19 protein-coding genes are annotated in these 19000 nt (G+C 72.0%); 9 read left to right on the top strand and 10 right to left on the bottom strand.

The features are described from left to right. Window positions 1–16: 16 nt before the first annotated feature. The 8 genes from AB0412_RS31000 to AB0412_RS30965 all read right to left on the bottom strand — a co-directional run bounded on the left by AB0412_RS31000 (window position 17) and on the right by AB0412_RS30965 (window position 6038). Entirely contained in the window at window positions 17–769 is a 753-nt protein-coding gene (locus tag AB0412_RS31000) for a TetR family transcriptional regulator (RefSeq protein ID WP_366405910.1), read from the bottom strand. A 44-nt stretch (window positions 770–813) separates the two neighbouring features. Then, window positions 814–1329 carry a DUF393 domain-containing protein gene (locus AB0412_RS30995; RefSeq protein WP_366405909.1) on the bottom strand — a complete coding sequence of 172 codons (516 nt, stop codon included), beginning with the start codon at window positions 1327–1329 and terminating at the stop codon, window positions 814–816. Further along, window positions 1326–1733 (bottom strand): hypothetical protein, encoded by a 408-nt coding sequence (locus tag AB0412_RS30990; RefSeq protein ID WP_366405908.1) that lies wholly within the window; start codon window positions 1731–1733, stop codon window positions 1326–1328. The genes AB0412_RS30995 and AB0412_RS30990 overlap by 4 nt, the downstream gene beginning before the upstream one ends. Before the next feature lie 167 nt (window positions 1734–1900). Continuing rightward, entirely contained in the window at window positions 1901–2680 is a 780-nt protein-coding gene (locus AB0412_RS30985) for a succinate dehydrogenase iron-sulfur subunit (RefSeq protein ID WP_366405907.1), read from the bottom strand. Continuing rightward, on the bottom strand, window positions 2680–4434 hold the full coding sequence (gene sdhA, locus AB0412_RS30980) for a succinate dehydrogenase flavoprotein subunit (protein WP_366405906.1): 1755 nt from the start codon (window positions 4432–4434) through the stop codon (window positions 2680–2682). Before sdhA ends, AB0412_RS30985 begins: the two co-directional genes overlap by 1 nt. 19 nt (window positions 4435–4453) lie before the next feature. After that, entirely contained in the window at window positions 4454–4936 is a 483-nt protein-coding gene (locus AB0412_RS30975) for a succinate dehydrogenase hydrophobic membrane anchor subunit (RefSeq protein ID WP_184818201.1), read from the bottom strand. 5 nt (window positions 4937–4941) lie between these two features. Continuing rightward, window positions 4942–5322 (bottom strand): succinate dehydrogenase, cytochrome b556 subunit, encoded by a 381-nt coding sequence (sdhC, locus tag AB0412_RS30970; RefSeq protein ID WP_164332902.1) that lies wholly within the window; start codon window positions 5320–5322, stop codon window positions 4942–4944. A 212-nt stretch (window positions 5323–5534) separates the two neighbouring features. Continuing rightward, complete coding sequence (locus tag AB0412_RS30965; protein WP_366405977.1) at window positions 5535–6038, bottom strand: 2-oxo-4-hydroxy-4-carboxy-5-ureidoimidazoline decarboxylase; 504 nt, start codon at window positions 6036–6038, stop codon at window positions 5535–5537. Between the two features lie 196 nt (window positions 6039–6234). Between AB0412_RS30965 and AB0412_RS30960 the strand changes: the two genes are divergently transcribed. The 4 genes from AB0412_RS30960 (at window position 6235) to AB0412_RS30945 (ending at window position 9790) form a co-directional block, all read left to right on the top strand. Next, entirely contained in the window at window positions 6235–7947 is a 1713-nt protein-coding gene (locus tag AB0412_RS30960; RefSeq protein WP_366405905.1) for a glycoside hydrolase family 20 protein, read from the top strand. Between the two features lie 114 nt (window positions 7948–8061). Next, window positions 8062–8571 (top strand): hypothetical protein, encoded by a 510-nt coding sequence (locus AB0412_RS30955; protein ID WP_366405904.1) that lies wholly within the window; start codon window positions 8062–8064, stop codon window positions 8569–8571. 107 nt (window positions 8572–8678) lie between these two features. Continuing rightward, the gene (locus tag AB0412_RS30950; RefSeq protein ID WP_366405903.1) at window positions 8679–9242 is read left to right on the top strand and encodes a hypothetical protein; all 564 of its coding nucleotides are present in this window, start codon (window positions 8679–8681) and stop codon (window positions 9240–9242) included. A gap of 152 nt (window positions 9243–9394) precedes the next feature. Next, window positions 9395–9790 carry a hypothetical protein gene (locus tag AB0412_RS30945; RefSeq protein ID WP_366405976.1) on the top strand — a complete coding sequence of 132 codons (396 nt, stop codon included), beginning with the start codon at window positions 9395–9397 and terminating at the stop codon, window positions 9788–9790. 58 nt (window positions 9791–9848) lie between these two features. Here the strand turns inward: AB0412_RS30945 and AB0412_RS30940 are convergent, their stop codons facing one another. Further along, complete coding sequence (locus AB0412_RS30940; RefSeq protein WP_366405975.1) at window positions 9849–12530, bottom strand: FG-GAP-like repeat-containing protein; 2682 nt, start codon at window positions 12528–12530, stop codon at window positions 9849–9851. Between the two features lie 364 nt (window positions 12531–12894). On the opposite strand from AB0412_RS30940, the gene AB0412_RS30935 reads away from it, so the two are divergent. From AB0412_RS30935 to AB0412_RS30920, 4 genes are all read left to right on the top strand, one after another. Then, window positions 12895–13512: an RNA polymerase sigma factor gene (locus tag AB0412_RS30935; protein ID WP_366405902.1), complete on the top strand. Its 618-nt coding sequence runs from the start codon at window positions 12895–12897 to the stop codon at window positions 13510–13512. Window positions 13513–13656: 144 nt separating this feature from the next. Further along, on the top strand, window positions 13657–14502 hold the full coding sequence (locus AB0412_RS30930; RefSeq protein ID WP_366405901.1) for a hypothetical protein: 846 nt from the start codon (window positions 13657–13659) through the stop codon (window positions 14500–14502). 388 nt (window positions 14503–14890) lie between these two features. Next, window positions 14891–15565 (top strand): RNA polymerase sigma factor, encoded by a 675-nt coding sequence (locus AB0412_RS30925; RefSeq protein WP_366405900.1) that lies wholly within the window; start codon window positions 14891–14893, stop codon window positions 15563–15565. Continuing rightward, window positions 15565–16737 (top strand): hypothetical protein, encoded by a 1173-nt coding sequence (locus tag AB0412_RS30920; protein ID WP_366405899.1) that lies wholly within the window; start codon window positions 15565–15567, stop codon window positions 16735–16737. Before AB0412_RS30925 ends, AB0412_RS30920 begins: the two co-directional genes overlap by 1 nt. Window positions 16738–16929: 192 nt before the next feature. Here AB0412_RS30920 and AB0412_RS30915 read toward each other — a convergent pair whose 3' ends face one another. Further along, window positions 16930–17811 carry a L,D-transpeptidase family protein gene (locus tag AB0412_RS30915; protein WP_366405898.1) on the bottom strand — a complete coding sequence of 294 codons (882 nt, stop codon included), beginning with the start codon at window positions 17809–17811 and terminating at the stop codon, window positions 16930–16932. A gap of 167 nt (window positions 17812–17978) precedes the next feature. Between AB0412_RS30915 and AB0412_RS30910 the strand changes: the two genes are divergently transcribed. Then, window positions 17979–19000, top strand: a 1022-nt coding sequence (locus AB0412_RS30910; protein WP_366405897.1) for a methylmalonyl-CoA mutase family protein, incomplete at its 3' end; no start/stop codon positions are given.

The following is a 19000-nucleotide window of genomic DNA, read 5'->3' as shown; positions in this document are numbered from 1 at the left end:
GGGGCGCCCGTCGCCGTCACGGCCGGCGGCCGGCGGGCGCCCGCTTCCTCGCCGGGTCGGGCAGCGCCCCGGTCATCCCCGGCAGGAACTCCGTGAACAGCTCGTGCACGTCCCGTACGAGGGGCCGCAGCACGCGGAAACGGGCCAGCGCGACACCGCGTGCGGTGAGCCGGGCGCCGCGCTCGGCGAGCCGGTAGCTGCGCTCGCGGCCCTCGGTCCGGTCGAAGATCCAGTAGAGGCACAGCCCCATCTGGGCGAGCCACATCAACTCGGGCAGGATGTCGCGCAGTTCCTCGGGCACCTTCGTCCTCGTCCCGGCGAGGACCGCGCGGTGCACGCTGATCGCCTCGGTGCGCGCGTGCTCCGACTCCGGCGAGAACGGGCTGAGCGGGCTGTCCGGGTCGGCGGCGTTCTTGAAGAACTGCACCGCGAACTCGTGGTACGGCGTGGCGATGTCCAGCCACGCCTTCAGCACGCCCGCGAGCCGCGCCTCCAGGTCGGTCTCCCGTGCCAGGACCTCCCGGACCGCCTGCTGGTGCTCGGCGGCGATCCGGTCGTAGAAGCCCTGGATGAGGTGTTCCTTGCCGTCGAAGTAGTAGTACGCGTTGCCGACGGAGACCCCGGCCTCCTTGGCGATGGCCCGCATGGTCGTCTTGTCGTACCCGCGCTCCTGGAACAGCCGCATGGCCGTCTCCAGGATCAGGGCACGGGTCTGCTCGGACTTGCTGGGTGCGCCACCGTCGCCGGGGCCGTCGTTCTTCACGGGCACGGAAAGGAGCCTAACGCCAGGAACAGGGGCCGCAGGACGGGCGCTCAGTGCGTGGAGCAGGAGCCGTCCGCGCACCCGGGAGGCATGTAGTGCCAGCCGTCGCGGGGATCGTACGCCCACCCCTCGCGGCGCGGATACGCCTGCCCGCCCCACCGCGCCCCGGACGGCCACTGGGCCCCGCGCCACTTGGCGGCGGCGAGCACGGCCCCCTTGGCGAGCCGGGCCCCCGAGGGGGTGCTCAGCCGGTGTGCGAGGGGACGGTGCTCACGCAGCGCCCACAGGGTGACGATCCAGGCTGCGGCGCCCCGGTAGACCTGCCCGGCGTCCCCGACGACGGTGATCTCCTCGAGAGTGCTCCGGTGATCGAGCCCGGGGAAGCGCTCCCGCGCCGCCTCGGACCCCGCCGGGACCAGCTCCAGCGGCACCAGCTGCGGCTGGCGCACCAGCCAGTCCCGCACGAAGCGGCACAGCGAGCACTCGGCGTCGTACAGCACGGTGAGCCGGCGGACCGGGACGCGCACCGCGTCCCGGTCCTCGGCGGTGGCCGCCACGGCGCTCACACCCCGGCCGACGGGGCCACCCAGTCCTGCGCCGGTACGGGCGGCACCTGCTCCCGCTCCATCACCCCGCGTCGCCGGATCCGGTTGAGGACGTACACGTTGCCCAGGTGCATCACGCCGAGCACCAGCAGCACCACCCCGAGCTTGGCCGACAGCGCCTCGAAGATCCCGCGGGTGTCGTCGATCGACCCGCTGTCGTTCAGGTACAGCGCCACGAAGCCGAGGTTGACCAGATAGAAGCCCACCACCAGCAGGTGGTTGACCGCGTCCGCCAGCTTCTCGTTCCCCTTCAGCACATCGGCGAGGAACACCCGCCCGTTCCTGCTGAGCGTGCGCGCCACCCACACGGTCAGCGCGATGCTGACCACCAGATAGATGACATAGGCGACGACCGTACGGTCCATGATCCCCCAGCCTTTCTTGAACGCGTTCAAAACGCTGACAGGATGACTGTAGCCCCCTTTTTTGAACATGTTCAACAGAGGTTCGCGTGCCGTGCGTCACGTACATGGCGAAGGGCCCCGCCTCCACAGGAGACGGGGCCCTCACGGACGTACAGCCGACGTCGGCCTCAGTAGCGGCGCGTGATCAGCGCTCGCTTCACCTCGGCGATCGCCTTCGTGACCTCGATACCGCGCGGACAGGCGTCCGTGCAGTTGAAGGTGGTGCGGCAGCGCCAGACGCCGTCGCGGTCGTTGAGGATCTCCAGGCGCTGCTCGCCGGCCTCGTCACGCGAGTCGAAGATGAAGCGGTGCGCGTTGACGATGGCGGCCGGGCCGAAGTACTGGCCGTCGTTCCAGAAGACCGGGCAGGACGTGGTGCAGGCCGCGCACAGGATGCACTTCGTGGTGTCGTCGAAGCGCTCGCGGTCCTCCGCCGACTGCAGACGCTCACGCGTCGGCTCGTTGGTGTCCTTCGTGATCAGGAAGGGCATCACGTCCCGGTACGCCTGGAAGAACGGCTCCATGTCCACGACCAGGTCCTTCAGGACCGTCAGGCCCTTGATGGGCTCGACCGTGATCGGCTTCTCCGGGTTGATGTCCTTGATCAGCGTCTTGCACGCCAGGCGGTTCTTGCCGTTGATCCGCATGGCGTCCGAGCCGCAGATGCCGTGGGCGCAGGAGCGGCGGAAGGTCAGCGTGCCGTCCAGATCCCACTTGATCTTGTGCAGGCCGTCGAGGACACGCTCCTTGGGGTCGATCTCCAGCTGGAAGTCTTCCCAGGTCGCCTCCGCCGAGACCTCCGGGTTGAACCGGCGGATCCGGAAGGTGACGGTGATGTAGGGCGAGTCGGCGAAACCGGGCTCGGGCTTGCCGGCCGCGTCCGCCTTGTCCAGAACAGGGGTAGCCATCAGTACTTACGCTCCATCGGCTGGTAGCGGGTCTGGACGACCGGCTTGTAGTCCAGACGGACGGTCTCGGAGCCGTCGGCGCCGACCTCGCGGTACGCCATGGTGTGGCGCATGAAGTTGACGTCGTCGCGGTTCGGGTAGTCCTCGCGGTAGTGACCGCCGCGCGACTCCTTGCGGGCGAGGGCGGACACCGCCATGACCTCGGCGAGGTCCAGCAGGTTGCCCAGCTCGATCGCTTCCAGCAGGTCCGTGTTGAACCGCTTGCCCTTGTCCTGGATGGCGACGTTCTTGTAGCGCTCGCGCAGCTCGGCGATCTTCTCGACCGCCGTCTTGATCGTCTGCTCGGTGCGGAACACCATGACGTTGGCGTCCATGGTCTCCTGCAGCTCCTTGCGGAGCTGGGCCACCCGCTCGGTGCCGGTGGAGGAGCGCAGCCGCTCGATCTGCCCGACGACGAAGGCCTCCGGGTCCTCCGGCAGCTCCACGAAGTCGGCCCGCTGCGAGTACTCCGCCGCCGCGATACCGGCCCGCTTGCCGAACACGTTGATGTCCAGCAGCGAGTTGGTGCCCAGGCGGTTGGCGCCGTGCACGGACACGCACGCGACCTCACCGGCCGCGTACAGGCCCGGGACGACCGTGGTGTTGTCCGCCAGGACCTCACCCTCGACGTTCGTCGGGATGCCGCCCATCGCGTAGTGCGCCGTGGGCTGGATCGGGATGGGGTCCGTGTACGGCTCGATACCGAGGTACGTCCGCGCGAACTCGGTGATGTCCGGCAGCTTGGCGTCCAGCTGCTCCGGCGGCAGGTGCGTCAGGTCCAGGTAGACGTGGTCGCCCTCGGGACCGCAGCCGCGGCCCTCACGGATCTCCGTGTAGATGGAGCGGGAGACGACGTCGCGCGAGGCGAGGTCCTTCATGACCGGCGCGTACTTCTCCATGAAGCGCTCGCCGTCCTTGTTGCGCAGGATGCCGCCCTCACCGCGGGCACCCTCCGTCAGCAGGATGCCCATGCGCCAGATACCGGTCGGGTGGAACTGGAAGAACTCCATGTCCTCCAGCGGGATGCCCCGCCGGTAGACGGCCGCCTGGCCGTCACCGGTCAGCGTGTGCGCGTTGGACGTCACCTTGAAGAACTTGCCGCAGCCGCCCGAGGCGTAGATCACGGCCTTCGCCTGGAAGACGTGGATCTCACCGGTGGCCAGCTCGTACGCCACCACACCGGCCGAGCGCTTCACGCCGTCGACCTCGGTGATCAGCTGGTCGAGGACGTAGAACTCGTTGAAGAACTCCACGCCCTCCTTCACGCAGTTCTGGTACAGCGTCTGGAGGATCATGTGGCCGGTGCGGTCCGCGGCGTAGCAGGACCGGCGGACCGGGGCCTCGCCGTGGTTGCGGGAGTGACCGCCGAAGCGGCGCTGGTCGATGGTGCCGTTCGGGGTGCGGTTGAACGGCAGGCCCATCTTCTCCAGGTCGAGGACGGAGTCGATGGCCTCCTTCGCCAGGATCTCGGCGGCGTCCTGGTCGACCAGGTAGTCACCGCCCTTGACCGTGTCGAAGGTGTGCCACTCCCAGTTGTCCTCCTCCACGTTGGCCAGCGCGGCGGCCATGCCGCCCTGCGCGGCGCCCGTGTGGGAGCGGGTGGGGTAGAGCTTGGTCAGGACAGCGGTGCGGCTGCGCTTCGTCGACTCGATGGCGGCGCGCATACCGGCGCCACCGGCGCCGACGATGACGGTGTCGTACTTGTGGATCTTCATGATTCTCGCAGCCCCGTGCCTAGCGGATGTTCGGGTCGAAGGTGAAGATCACCAGCGTGCCCAGCAGGATGGTGAACACCGTGGCGGTGTAGAGCAGGCCCTTGAGCCACAGCCGGGTGTTCGGCCGCTCCGCGTAGTCGTTGATGACCGTGCGCAGGCCGTTCGCGCCGTGCAGCATCGCGAGCCACAGCATCAGCAGGTCCCAGACCTGCCAGAAGGGGCTCGCCCAGCGGCCGGCCACGAAGGCGAAGCCGATCTTGGACACGCCGCCGTCCAGCACCAGCTGGATCAGCAGGTGACCGATGACCAGCACGACCAGCACGACGCCCGACAGGCGCATGAACAGCCACGCGGCCAGCTCGAAGTTGCCGCGGGTGGTCTTCGGGGTCTTCTTGGTGCGCTTGCGCGGGGGCTCGATGACCGGCGCCGGGTTGTCGACGGAGTAGAGGGACGCGCCCTCGACGGGGCCGATTCCCGAGGCGGAGGTTTCAGTCGTGGACATTGGCGTCAGCTCCCGAACAGTTCACGAGCGGCGTGACCGAGGACGGGGTAGATCGCCCCGAGCATCAGCACGACCCACACGGCGACGACGGTCCAGAGCATCTGCTTCTGGTACCGGGCGCCCTTGATCCAGAAGTCGACGGCGATGACACGCAGGCCGTTGAGCGCGTGGAAGAGGATGGCGGCGACGAGGCCGTACTCCAGCAGCGCGACGATCGGCGTCTTGTACGTGGCCACGACGGTGTCGTAGGCCTCCGGGGACACCCGCACGAGGGCGGTGTCCAGCACGTGAACGAACAGGAAGAAGAAAATGAGGACGCCGGTGACTCGGTGAGCCACCCAGGACCACATTCCTTCCCGGCCGCGGTACAGCGTTCCAGCCGGCACGGAAGTTTCCTCCGGGAGCGGGGATTGGGGCCGCGCCGGCTTTGTCGTGTCGGTCGGGCCCGGCCGGGTACGGTCCACCGGCCCCCAGCATCGTAGCGACGGTTGCCTGCGGCGCTCACAGGGGGCCTCGCGGTGTGATCAAAGTGGCACGCGTCTGGGCTAGGGAGCGGCTACCGGGGTGGGGTTTGCGGTGGTTTGCCGGGTGCGGCGTGTCAGTGGCCGGTCGCGCGGTTCCCCGCGCCCCTGAGGGCGTGCCGCAGCCGTTGCTTGGCCAGTCCACGGAGTTCGTCGGCCACCACGGACCGTTCCTCTTCCGGATCGTTCGCCAATCGTGACCGGATGGCCTCGAGGACATGGTCCAGGGACTCCTGCGCGGGAACCCCGTCCAGGCAGACGACGAACACATGTCCGAACTTGGTCTCGTACGCCGCCTGCGCCGCGTTCAGGGCCGTATGGGCGGCCGAGTAGGTGTCCTCCGGGAGGGCGGGCATCGACTCGGCGGCCAGGGCCTCGGTCAGATCCTCGGTGCTCAGGTCGTACGCCGCCTCGTCCGCGGCCGCCAGGAGGGACGGCACGTCCGGGTACGGGCGGTGGCCTGCGACGCGCTGGGCCCAGGTGTGGCTGTGCAGGCAGGTCAGCAAGGTGCGCTGGGCGACGTCCGGCGGGGCCGCGTTGAAAAGGATCAGTGGGGGCGTGTCGCGGGACTGTCCGGGTATGGCGACACGGCCGGGGAGGTCTGGGAGACGGTGCGCAGGCAGCGTGGGTCCTCGTGGGTGTCGCGTGTGGGTCCGGTGGATGGTGTGAGAGTTGTGACATCACGTTATCGAGTGAGCCCACGACGTGTCCGATCGATATCCGAAATTCACCCGGACGGCAGAGTTTCGGAACGGCTCGACGACGTCCTTCACCCGGATGGGCCGTAGGTTGGCGGGTGTGAGTCAGCACAGGCAGCAGCGGCAGCACAGGCGTCGGGCATCCGTGCAGAGGATCAAGCAGCGGCGGGTGGCGGTCGTGGCCCTCACCGCGGGCGCGCTGGTCGCCGCGACGGGCGTCAGTCTCGGGCTCTGGGCCTCCTCGGACGACGACGGCGGGTCCGAGGGGCCGGCGGCGACCTCCTCCGAGGGGCGGGGTGACGGGTCCGGCCGGGCCGCCGGGACGACGCCGGGGGAGAGCCCCAGTCCGAGTCCCAGTCGCTCGTATCCGCTGTCGGCGGCGCCGCGCACCATACCCGCGGTGCGCGACCACACGGCCGAGCGCGGACCGGGCTGGCAGCCCGCGAAAGGCCACCGGGTGGTCGTGGACGATCCCGCGCTGGCCGACGAGGGGCGGCTGATAGCCGGTGAGCTGGGACTGACGTACGCGGGGGAGAAGGACGACGAGCGGGCGGGGGACCTTCGGCTGGTGCTGAACCGGGACTCCGGGGCGAATCCCGAGTCGTACACCCTGACCGTGCGGGGCGGGCGGGTGACCGTCAGCGGGCCGGGCGAGGCGGGCGTGTTCTACGGCACCCGCACACTCAAGCAGGAGATCAAGGGCGCCGGCACCGCACCCGAGGGCGTGGTGCGCGACGAGCCCGCAAAGCAGCGGCGCGGCCTGATGCTGGACATCGCGCGCAAGCACTACAGCGCCGACTGGATCGAGGACCGGATCCGCGAGCTCGGCGACCTGAAGTTCAACGAGCTCGGGCTGCACTTCTCCGACGACCAGGGCTTCCGCATCGAGTCCGACTCGCACCCCGAGGTCGTGTCGCGGGATCACCTCACCAAGACGCAGGTGAAGGAGATCGTCGACCTCGCGGCGAGCCGGCACATCACCGTCGTGCCCGAGATCGACTCCCCGGGCCACCTGGGCGCGGTCATCGCCGCGCACCCGGACCTCCAGCTGCGCAACGCGAGCGGCGGGGCCGTGCGCGGCGCCATCGACATCTCCGAGGAGGAGTCCGCCCGGATCGTCGACGACCTGCTGAAGGAGTACGCCGGGCTGTTCCCCGGCCGGCAGTGGCACCTCGGCGCCGACGAGTACCAGGCGCTGGTGGTGTCCGACCCCGAGGCGTCGTTCCCGAAGCTCGCCGCCGCGGCGCGGGAGCGCTACGGCCCCGGGGCGACCGTCGAGGACCTGACCACCGGCTGGCTGAACGACCGGGCCGCCACCGTCCGCGCGCACGACCGCACGCCCCGCGCCTGGAACGACGGCTTCTTCCGGGGCGGGTCGGTGCAGGCCGCGAAGGACATCCAGGTCGCCTACTGGACCGGCAAGGAGATCGGCGCCCGGCAGCCCGCCGAGTATCTCGCCGAGGGCCGCAAGGTCATCAACTACAACGACGAGTTCCTCTACTACGTCCTCGGCGAGCCGCTGACCTTCGTCTACCCGACGGGACAGCGGATCTACGAGCAGTGGACGCCGCGGGTGCTGCGCGGCACCACCGCCGTGCCGGAGCGCTACGACGACCAGATCATCGGCGGGTCCTTCGCCATCTGGGGCGACCTGCCCCGCTCCCAGACCCAGGAGCAGGTCGCGGCCGGTATCCGGCTGCCGCTGCGGGCGACGGTCCAGAAGCTGTGGAATCCGGACCGGCCCGCCCTGTCCTGGGCGGAGTTCCGCGCCCTGGCGGACCGGCTCGGCTGACCCGCCGACGCCCCCGCACCAGGGACGGATTGCCGCATACGGCTGCGAACTGCCGTGCGACTGTGGTGGTGTTCTGCTGAGCCCGAACCGATACATCAGGGGGAACATCAGCACATGGGTTTTTGGGGGTATTTCGTCGTGGGCCGTGGGGAGCGGCCGCTCGCCGAACTGGACGCGCTGGCCGGCGCCGCCCAGGGCATGACCCTGCGCACCTCGGCGCCGGACGGCTGGCAGGTGTGGGAGTACCCGAGCGGCGGCGGCGACATCGGGAACATGAACGACGTCGCACGCGAGACCGGCGCACCGGCGCTGTTCGGCTACGTCATGGACAGCGACTGCGTGGTCGTGGAGGCGGCGGCGCCGGAGAGCGGCGCGTGGACGACCTGCCTGGCGCGCACCGCGATGGCCGGGTACATCGGCGGGGGCGGCGAGGAGGAGCTCACGCTCGAGGACTACTTCCTCGAACCCCGGGACGCGGCCGACCGCGCCGTCGACTGGGCCGCCGAGGCCGGGCACACCGTGTCCGCCGAGGAACTGGTGGAGGTGTTGTCCGCCGACCCCGACCCGGTGGCCGAAAACCTCTTCTTCCGTCTGCTGGACCGGCTCGGGGTGGTACCCGAGTGACACTCCCGGGCCGTCGCACGCAGTAAGGGGAAGTGCGGGCTCCGTGAGGGACGAGGCCCGTCAGGGCCTCACCGGGGGCCCGTGACACCCCGCTGAGGGAGGCGTGGATGAGCCTTGTGGAACGGATCGCGCAGGCCGACGAGCTCGGGCTGGCCGTGAGCGGGTTGGCTTGTTTGGATCGCTGTGTGCCGGTGCTGGGCGGCGACGACGAGCTGCTGCGCCCGCTGTGGGCGAGCCTCGCCGCGGACGCCGCCCCGGGCGACTGGCCGGAGCAGCTGGCGCTGCTGCGCGACAAGCTCGACCAGCCCGGAGCCGCCGACGAGGCCGTGACCCTCGCGCACCGCATGCTCGCCGCGGCCCCGGCGGAACGCTCCGCCGGGGAACTGCGGCCCTGGGCCGACGCCTGCTCCGTCGCCGCCCTGCGCATCCACCGCCTCCTCGACGGCGCCGACCCCGCCGAGGACCGCACCGACACCGTCGACGCGCCCCGCGAGGGCCGCACCGACGGCATGTCACCGCTCGTCGCCGCCGAACTGCGCCGCCAGGTCACCGTCCTGGAGGTCCTCGCCGGCCACGGCCCGGCCGGGCTGCGCCGGGCCCTGGAGGTGACGACGGAGGGTCGCCGCGTCCTGCGCGCCGCCCTGTCCCGCCGCAGCCGCAGGGACGGTTAGTCCCGGGGTGCCGTCCAGGTGACCTGTGACAGTCGTGCGGTGGAGGTGGGGCGGACCTGCGCCCATCCCGCGCCGGTTGCGGAAAGCCGCCGGAATCCCGTGACGAAACGCGGCGCCGGGGCGCTCTTTCCCATGTGACGACTGCGACGAACGTGACGACACAGCAGCAGACCAGGCCCTCCGCCGCCGCGAAACCCGTCCGGTGGGCGGCGGACGCGGTGGCGGCGATGCGCGAAGGAGCACGGCTGCGCCTCGACTACTCGGCGCGCAGTCTGTGGAGCGTCGACCGGATGATCGAGAGCATCCGCCGCGAGTCCGCCCCGTACGCCGCCGTCGAGACGGTGCTGCGCGGGTTCGGGGCGTACGCCGGTGAGGTGATCGTGCGTCAGACCGGCGGCGAGTGGTGGGCCTCGGGCGGCGACCACTGGGTCCGCACCCCCGACGGCCGCCTCTGGGACCCCGTCGAGGAGGCCCGCCGCTGCTACACGGGCGACGGGTCGCTGCGGCTGCTGTGCCGGGACGCGTCGAGCGGGACCGCGAGGCCCTGAGAACGCCCGCGGGCGGAACCGGTCACCCGGCTCCGCCCGCGGCACGAGGCCCCCGCCGTCACGGCGTCAGCGTCTGCCCCAGCCGGGTGTCCGCCGGGATCCCCAGCGTGCCCCTGCCGAACACGAACGAGTCCCCGAAGCCGAGCCCCGCGCTGTTGCCCGGGACGTACAGCAGGACGCCGTCGTAGGTGTCCTCGCCCTCGGCGCCGACCGTGACGTCCGCGCGGCCGTAGCCGGACAGGTCCGTCAGCGACACGGCGGAACCGAACCGGTCACCGGACTCGGTGGAACCCGGCACACCGGCGGTGTCCTGGGACACGGCGATGGAACCGGAGCCGGTGAGACCGGACGAGGAACCCTTGAACAGCAGTGCGTCGCCCGCGTCGGAGCGGTTGGCGCCGCTGCGGCTGAGGTCCTCGCCGGGGGCGCCGGCCAGGACGTCCGCGTAGCCGTCGGCGTTGACGTCACCGGCGGAGACGGAGGTGCCGAGGGCGTCACCGGACTCGTTGCCGCCGGGGACGGACGCCGTGTCCTGGTGGAGCGTCTTCAGACCGGTCGTGGTGAACCCGCTCGACGTGCCGAGGACCATGGTGATCCGGCCGCCCGGCGCGGAGCCGCCGGACTCGGCGGCGACCGGCTGGCCGATCACGATGTCGTCGTAGCCGTTGCCGTTGAAGTCGCCCGCGGCGATCGACCGGCCGCCCCTGACCGAGATGACACCGGCCTTGGTCAGCCCCGACGCGGAGCCCGCGAAGCGGACGACACGGCCGATGCCGCCGGTGTCGCGGTAGTTGACGGCGACGTCCGCGTAGCCGTCCCGGTTGAAGTCACCGGTGGCGGCGTCCAGGTGGGCGACCGCACCCGTGGCGGAGGTCAGCGTGCCGTACTTGGTGGCCCCGCCGGTCGTGCGGGCGTTCCAGTTGCCGCCCCGGCCGGTGCCGGCCGCGAAGACGTCCGCCTTGCCGTCGCCGTCGAAGTCACCGACGGCGACCGTGGTGCCCAGCTTGGCGCCGGTCTGCGTGACGCCGGACGTGGTGTACGAGAAGCCGGTGTTCAGCGCCGGGCCGTACAGGACGGTGACCGCTCCGCGGTCGGCGTGGCCGCTGGTGTCGTCCTCGCCGGGCGCGCCGATCGCGAGGTCGGCGTAGCCGTCGCCGTTGACGTCACCCCAGGCGGTGGAGGAGCCGAAGCCGTCACCGGACTCGGAGGAACCGGGAACTCCGGGGCTGCTCTGGGTGAGCGCGACCGCTGCGGAGGTGACGGGCCCGTTCACGCTGCCCGGAACCACCCGCACCGCGTTGGCCTTCGGCACACCGGCGACCAGGTCGGTCACGCCGTCCCGGTTGTGGTCCGCGGTCGGGATCGCCGCGTTCCTCCCGGCGCTCGCGGCGAAGCGGCGGATCTCACCGAGCTTGGAGTACAGGTTGGTGCCGGGGCACGCGGTGGCGTAGCCGTCGCGGTGACCGGAGATGGTGTTGAGGGTGGCCTGCTCACCGTTGTCCCAGACGCCGGTGCTGCCCGCCGCGGTCAGCGTGACCGTGCCCTTGGGGTCGCCGCCGTACTGGCCCAGCTTCCAGGCGGCCACCCGGGCGACCGACTCCAGCGCGGCGCGCGTCGGCTTGCCGGCCGGAACGCCCTTCGCCGCGTCCCCCTGGTAGTCGCCGAGGACGGCGATGCCCGTGGAGTAGCTGTTGAAGCCGTAGGTGTGCGCGCCGGTCACCGGCAGGTCGGCGCCGCCGCCGCGGCCCTCGAAGATCTGGCCGCACTTGTCGACCAGGAAGTTGTAGCCGAGGTCGTTCCAGCCGTTCACCTCGACGTGGTACGCCATGATGCCGCGCACCAGGGACGCCGACTCGGCGCAGCTGTAGCTGTTGGAACCGACCGTGTGGTGCACGAACACGGCCTGCACCTTGTCGATGTACGTGGGCGGGTCCTCCACCTTCGTCTCGTCCGCGCCCCACTGCGCCCGGGAGACGATGGGCGGCCGGGTGACGGTGGACGGCGGCGCGGTCGGCTTGGTCGCGGTCGGCGACGGCGACGCGGTGTCCGTGGGAGGGACGGATCCCGTGGGGGAGGCCGGCACGGAGTCGGACGGCGAGGGCGAACCGGACGGCGAGACGGAGGCCGTGGCCTCCGGCCCGGTGGCACCGGTGCTCGGCGCGCCGGAGCTCGCGGCCGGCTCCGTGGCGGGAGCGGTCTCGGCGGCGTACGCCGCGGGCTCGACCGAGGCGGGGTCGTAGCGCCGCTCGGCCTTGGTCACGACACCCGGGTCGACCAGGTTGACCTCGAGCCCCTTGGGCAGTCCGGCACTTGACGTGCCGTCGGCGCGCACCACCTGCACCTCGACGCCGTCGGAGGGGCCGACCCACAGCGGCGCGGAGGCGCCCCGCATGCCCGGCTCGACGTCCTCGGGCGGATCCTCGTCCACCTCGAGGTCCTGCCAGGCACTCCACTCACCGCTCTCGATGCCGCGGGTGCGCACCTGCGCGGTGCCGTCGATGTGCTTCGCGGCGCCGGTCCAGGAGACGCCGACGAGGGAGAACTGCTCGGTTCCCCTGCGCGGCAGCGCACGCTTGCTGCTGCCGGTGCCCTGGAGGGCGAGGTCGTACACCTTGACGGGCCGCTTGGGCTGCAGCTCCGGCGGCCCGGGCTCCTCGGACGGCCCGGCGACGGCGTACGTCACGATGCCGCCCCCTCCCACGACCACCGCGCCGAGCGTCAGCCACGCCCTTCGTTTCAGGCTCAGCGGTCTGTACGCACGCGACGTACGACGAGTACGACGACTCAAGACGAACCCCACCCGATAGAAGGCCCCTCGAGGGCCTGAAAGTCATTGGTCACACGTGGCACATCCGTCACATGGATGGCCCGCTCTTCCAGCGCTGACCGCTGAAGAAACATCACCGCGGCGGGGCCCTAAGTGACACACGTCACGTTTTGCTTGCCGTTGTCACGCCGACGCCCGCACGGGAAACCGCGCCGTGCCGGCCTCCCTGTGACACTTGCGTCCGGCCCGGCGCTGATGACCGTGGAGGACAAGGGCAAGCACGACCGTGCCGCACGGCACGGATCCGCCACGGAACCGGTACGGACGAGGACAGTTCTTGGGCCAGGGAGGGGAACCCCGCCGCGTGCACGCGAACGACGGGGAACTGGGCGCGGTCGTCGCGCGGGCCCAGGAGGGTGACGAGGCCGCCTTCGCGGTCGCCTACCGGATCGTGCAGCCCGGACTGCTCGGCTATCTGCGCGGGCTGGTCGGCGACGACGCCGAGGACGTGGCCTCCGACGCCTGGCTGGAGATCGCCCGCGACCTCGGCCGCTTCAAGGGCGACGGGGCCGGTTTCCGCGGCTGGACGGCGACGATCGCCCGGCACCGGGCGCTGGACCATCTGCGCCGGCAGCGGGTACGGCCCCGCGCGTCGGCACTCGAGCAGGACGTCCTGGAGCTGCCCGGGCCGCAGAGCACGCACGATCAGGTCCTGGAGACCCTGTCGACCGAGTACGCCCTGGAACTGATCCGCGGGCTGCCGCGCGAGCAGGCCGAGGCGGTGCTGCTGCGGGTCGTCGTCGGCCTCGACGGCACCGCCGCCGCACGCGTCCTCGGCAAGCGGCCGGGCGCGGTGCGCACCGCCGCCTACCGCGGGCTGAAGCGTCTGGCGAAGCAACTGGGCGCGGCGGGTGTGACGGATGACGGCCCCCGGACGCTGGGTGAGTCGAAGTGAACGGCCTCAGCCGCGGCCCGGACCGGCCCGAGCGGCGCGTGAGTCGGCTGCGGCTGCTGAGCCGTATGTACGGGCGCGGGCGCACGGCCGGCACCACGAACACGTCGGACCGGCCGCGCAGCCGGACGGGAACGGACAGCGGACATGGGTGAAGGGCACAGCGGCCGAACGGCCCCCGGCCGTCGGCAGGCCGACGGCCGCGCCGGCGGCTTCGACGAGGCCGCGCTGGAGGAGCGACTGGCCGCCGCCCTGCGCCTCGCCGCCGAGAGCGAGGCCACCGAGGCCGAGCAGCGGGCCCTCGCCGCCTTCCGCGCCGCCCGCGACAGCGGAGCGCACCGGGCGCGCACCCGGCGCCGGGACGACTGGCGGCCCCGTGAGCGACGGCTGCGCGGCCACTCGGTGAAGGCCCTGCTCGGGGTCCTGCTCGCCGGGCTCACCCTCAGCGGCGTCGCGGTCGCGGGTATCGGCACCCCCGGACCCGCCACGGACGCCCCCGACGACCGTGACCGCACCGGCACCTCGCCCGCCCCGTCCGGCCCGCCCGCGGGCCGCCCGTCGGCCACCGGCCCCGCCGCCCCCGGCGCCTCGGCGCAACCGGACCGCCCCGCCGCGGCACAGGACATCGAGGCCCACTGCCGTGCGTACGAACTGGTCGGCGGCCGGGGCAAGGCGCTCGACGCGACCGCGTGGCAGCGGCTCACCCAGGCCGCGGGCGGCGAGGAGAACGTCGACGCCTACTGCGCCGGGCAGACGCGGGAGGAGCAGAAGACCGCTGATCCCGCGCCGGCCGAGAAGGGTCCCACGGGCAACCCGGGCGGCGAGGGGAGCGGCGACACCGGCGGCGACCGGAGCGGCGGAACCGGCGGCGAGGGGAGCGGCGGAACCGGCGGCGAGGGGAGCGGCGGAACCGGCGGCGACCGGAGCGGTGAGACCGGCGGCAAGGGCGGCGACCGGGGTGCGCCCGGCCGGCCGGACGGCAAGACCCCGTAACCTACGCCCGTGACCAGGCAGGACGTACGACACCGCACGCGCCCGTGGCTGCGGCGTGCCGTGGCCAAAGCAACGGCCGGGGCCGCCACCCCCCACAGGAGAGGCCCCGGCCGTCGCGCGGCACGGGCCGCGCGGCGGCCCGTACTACCTACAGCGCCGGGAGTGCGTTTTCTGTCACACCCCGCTGTGTCACGGGTTAGTTGCATCCTGGACAGACATGGACGGCGAGTGGTTTCAGGTCGTAACGTGCCTTTCGCGCCATCGTGGCGGGGGCAGGACCACCGCGACCACCAGCGGTCTTGATACCGCGACGACCAAACGAGGAACCACAACGGCGAGCGACCCGGTCCGCGAGAGCGGCGCCGGTCTGGGCGCAGAAGGGCCTGCGGTGCTGGGGGACGACGCGGAGTTGACCGCCGCGGTGCGTGCGGCACAGGACGGGGACGAGACCGCGTTCCGGACTGTGTACCGCGCCGTGCACCCGCGGCTGCTGGGGTACGTACGGACACTGGTCGGCGAACCCGACGCCGAGGACGTGACGTCCGAGGCGTGGCTGCAGATCGCCCGTGACCTGGAGCGGTTCAGCGGTGACGCGGACCGGTTCCGCGGCTGGGCCGCCCGGATCGCCCGCAACCGCGCCCTGGACCACATACGCATGCGCGGCCGCCGCCCCGCGATCGGCGGCGACGAGACCGAGCTGGCCGGGCGGGCCGCCGAGTCCGACACCGCCGGTGAGGCCATCGAGGCGCTGGCCACCGACGGCACGTTCTCCCTCATCTCCCGGCTGCCGCAGGACCAGGCCGAGGCCGTCGTGCTGCGGGTGGTCGTGGGCCTCGACGCGAAGACCGCCGCCGAGACGCTCGGCAAGCGGCCCGGCGCCGTACGGACCGCCGCGCACCGTGGCCTGAAACGACTGGCGGACATGATCGGCGACGATCCGGAGGCGCATCCGGAATCCGCCGGGGTGCTCGACGCCCTCCCGCCCCAGAGAGAACCGCACCGCCGTGCGGTGACGTCCGCGAGTGTGACGCATATGCGAGCGCGGACGCAGAAGGACATGTGATGGCCGACGAGCAGCACAGGTGGCTGGACCGCGAGACGGCGGAGCGTTTGCTGAGCGGCCTGCCGCCCGAAGCTGCCGATCCGGCTGCCCGCGAACGGGCCGAACGCCTCGCCAGGACCCTCGGCGCGCTCTCCCCGGCCCCGCTGACCAGCGAGGAACTCCCCGGCGAGGCCGCGGCCCTCGCCGCCTTCCGCAAGGCGCGCGAGGAGCGCGACGGACGGTACGAGCCGCACGGCGCGGGCCGCAGGACCGCACCTGCGGCCGTGGAGGCGGGCGTCGTCCGCATCGGCACCCCGCGCACGGACGCACCCGCGACCGCCCGCCGGCCGCGCTGGACGCGTCCGGTCCGGTTCGCGCTGGCCGCCGCGGTGGCCGCCGGCATGGTCGGCGGGGCCGCCGCCCTGGCCGGAACCGGAGTCCTCCCGGGCCCGGCCGGCGACCCCGGATCCGACCCGGCCGCCTCTGTCACGGCCACCGCCGCGCCGAACGAACGCCCCCTGGCGTCACCCGAGTCACCGGAGGGCACGCGGGGCGGCGCCACCCCCGACAGCGGCGGACAGCCCTCCGCGGGCGCCGCCGGCACGGCGCGACCGGACGGATCCGCCGCCCCCGGCGACAAGGACCCGGGCGGCGGCGGCACGGCGAAGCCGGGTGCGGACTCCGGTGACCCGGCGGCCCGTTCGGGCCGGGACTGGAAGCAGATCGCCGCGGCCTGCCGCGACCTGCGCGACGGCAGGGGCCTCGACGGCGACCGCCGGCGCATGCTCGAGGGCGCGGCCGGCAACGCCTCCCGCGTCGCCACGTACTGCAAGGGCGTCCTGGCCACCGCCGACGTCGGCTCCGAGCTCACGAAGGGCGCCGAGCAGGACACCCGCGAGCGCGCCGGCGAGGGCGAGCGCGAGGACGCCGGCGGCGACGAGGACAAGGACAGTGACCGTCGCGGCCACGGCAGGCACGGCGGCGGCAGCGACCGGCACGGCGGCAAGGACCGTCAGGGCCGGCACGGCGGCGGCGACGGACACGGAAACGGAAACGGTAACGGCAGGGACACCGGCGCCAGGGCCGCCGACGGCGGCGCCGGGAGCCGCCACGCCCGGGTGACGTCCGCCGTGCTCGATGACCGGTTGACCCGGCCGGGTGACCCCGATTTTTCTCCCCGCCAGCCCGTCTGACCTGCGTTTTTCCGCCCGGCCAAAATTTCTTCGCCGAAGGGTGTGACGTTTTCGGCCGCCATGGCGCAGTAATGAGTGAGCCGACTGGTCATCGGCCGTCGCACAGAGCCGGGGTTCCCCCCGTACCTGCGGCTCGTGCATTGGCGCGGGCGGGACACGTTCCCCCGGTCCCGCCCGCGCCCCGAATCTCCCTCACCAGTGCACGACGACTTTGTCGCCCTTGCGCACCTGCGCGTACAGCCCGGCGATGGCCGCCTCGTCCCGTACGTTGACGCAGCCGTGGGAGGCACCGGCGTACCCGCGGGCGGCGAAGTCGGACGAGAAGTGCACGGCCTGCCCGCCGCTGAAGAACATGGCGTACGGCATCGGTGAGTCGTAGAGCGTGGACACGTGGTGCCGGGACTTCCAGTAGACGCGGAACACCCCCTCGCGGGTGGGCGTGTACTGGGAGCCGAAGCGGACCGGCATCGTCGCCAGCGTGCGTCCGTCGACCATCCAGCGCAGGGTGCGGCTCGACTTGCTGATGCACAGCACCCGCCCGGTCCGGCAGCGCGGGTCGGGCGCGTCGGCCGGCTGGCCGCCCATGAGATACAGATCCCAGGTGCCGGGCTCACGCGTCATCCGCACCAGCCGCTGCCAGGTGACGGTGTCGGTCCGCCCGGTCCGCGGCAGTCCCCGCTTGCCCTGGAAGCCCCGGACGGCCTTCGCCGTCAGCTCGTCGTACCTGCCGGTCGGCCCGTGGAGCAGCCAGGCGGCCTGACGCAGCCGGGCCTGGAGCTCACGGACGTCGCGTCCGGTGTCACCGGGGGACCACAGCACCCGCGGCGGCGGCGCGGACGGCTTCGGGGGAGCGGACCGCTTCGGCACGGGCCGCTCCGGGGCGGCGTCCCGCCCGTCACCGGATCCCTCCGGCCGGTCCTTCCCGGCCCCGGACGGCGTGCCGCTCGGCAGCTCGATGCGCACCGGCGACTGCTGCTTGCCGTCCCCGCCGGCCGGCTGCACCGTGCACCCGGCCGCCGCGCAGACCGACACGGCCGCCAGTGCCGAGACGGCGGCGCTCGTTCTCTTCCTCATGCCCGTCCTACGCACCCAAGCCCCCCGCCGTCTCACCGGGACACCACCGGCCCTCGCCTGACAGATGTCTCCCCGGACGTGACCGGTTCCGAACTACGGGGCATGGTGGTGAGTGACCGAACGACATCCTCCACCGACGACCCACCGACTGGCGGGAGGCTCACACGATGACGCGCGAGTCGGAGTCCGGACTGCCCATCGAACCGGTCTACGGGCCGGAGGTCCTGGAGGGCTGGGATCCGGGGGAGAGGCTGGGCGAGCCGGGTTCCTATCCGTTCACTCGTGGGGTCTATCCGTCGATGTATACGGGTCGTCCGTGGACGATGCGGCAGTACGCCGGCTTCGGTACGGCGGCGGAGTCCAATGCCCGGTACCGGGATCTGATCGCGCATGGCACGACGGGGTTGTCGGTGGCGTTCGATCTGCCCACGCAGATGGGGCATGACTCCGATGCGCCGATCGCGCACGGTGAGGTCGGCAAGGTGGGGGTGGCGATCGACTCGATGGACGACATGCGGGTGCTGTTCGGCGGGATCCCGCTGGACCAGGTGTCGACGTCGATGACGATCAACGCGCCGGCGGCGCTGCTGCTGTTGCTGTACCAGCTGGTGGCCGAGGAACAGGGGGTGTCTGCGCGGCAGCTGACGGGGACGATTCAGAACGATGTGCTGAAGGAGTACATCGCGCGGGGCACGTACATCTTCCCGCCGAAGCCGTCGCTGCGGCTGACCGCGGACATCTTCCAGTACTGCAAGGCCGAGATCCCGAGGTGGAACACGATCTCGATCTCCGGGTATCACATGGCGGAGGCGGGCGCCTCGCCGGCGCAGGAGATCGCGTTCACGCTGGCGGACGGTATCGCGTACGTGCGCACGGCGGTGGCGGCCGGGATGGACGTGGACGACTTCGCCCCTCGGTTGTCGTTCTTCTTCGTGGCGCGCACCACGCTGCTGGAGGAGGTGGCGAAGTTCCGGGCGGCCCGGCGGGTGTGGGCGCGGGTGATGCGGGAGGAGTTCGGCGCGCGGAATCCGAAGTCGATGATGCTGCGGTTCCACACGCAGACGGCCGGGGTGCAGCTGACGGCGCAGCAGCCGGAGGTGAACCTGGTCCGGGTCGCGGTGCAGGGTCTGGCGGCGGTGCTGGGCGGTACGCAGTCGCTGCACACCAACTCCTTCGACGAGGCGATCGC

Source organism: Streptomyces sp. NPDC052012 (genome assembly GCF_040689265.1).
GTDB lineage: Bacteria > Actinomycetota > Actinomycetes > Streptomycetales > Streptomycetaceae > Streptomyces.
Note: the sequence above shows the minus strand (reverse complement) of the source record. Positions and strands in the feature narration are given on the sequence as shown.

What these genes read in the sequence shown, in the direction of transcription:
- AB0412_RS30990 (WP_366405908.1), bottom strand. Translation starts at nt 1,733, where the DNA reads ATGGACCGTACGGTCGTCGCCTATGTCATCTATCTGGTGGTCAGCATC.
- AB0412_RS30985 (WP_366405907.1), bottom strand. Translation starts at nt 2,680, where the DNA reads ATGGCTACCCCTGTTCTGGACAAGGCGGACGCGGCCGGCAAGCCCGAG.
- sdhA (WP_366405906.1), bottom strand. Translation starts at nt 4,434, where the DNA reads ATGAAGATCCACAAGTACGACACCGTCATCGTCGGCGCCGGTGGCGCC.
- AB0412_RS30975 (WP_184818201.1), bottom strand. Translation starts at nt 4,936, where the DNA reads ATGTCCACGACTGAAACCTCCGCCTCGGGAATCGGCCCCGTCGAGGGC.
- AB0412_RS30960 (WP_366405905.1), top strand. Translation starts at nt 6,235, where the DNA reads ATGGGCCGTAGGTTGGCGGGTGTGAGTCAGCACAGGCAGCAGCGGCAG.
- AB0412_RS30955 (WP_366405904.1), top strand. Translation starts at nt 8,062, where the DNA reads ATGGGTTTTTGGGGGTATTTCGTCGTGGGCCGTGGGGAGCGGCCGCTC.
- AB0412_RS30950 (WP_366405903.1), top strand. Translation starts at nt 8,679, where the DNA reads ATGAGCCTTGTGGAACGGATCGCGCAGGCCGACGAGCTCGGGCTGGCC.
- AB0412_RS30930 (WP_366405901.1), top strand. Translation starts at nt 13,657, where the DNA reads ATGGGTGAAGGGCACAGCGGCCGAACGGCCCCCGGCCGTCGGCAGGCC.
- AB0412_RS30920 (WP_366405899.1), top strand. Translation starts at nt 15,565, where the DNA reads ATGGCCGACGAGCAGCACAGGTGGCTGGACCGCGAGACGGCGGAGCGT.
- AB0412_RS30915 (WP_366405898.1), bottom strand. Translation starts at nt 17,811, where the DNA reads ATGAGGAAGAGAACGAGCGCCGCCGTCTCGGCACTGGCGGCCGTGTCG.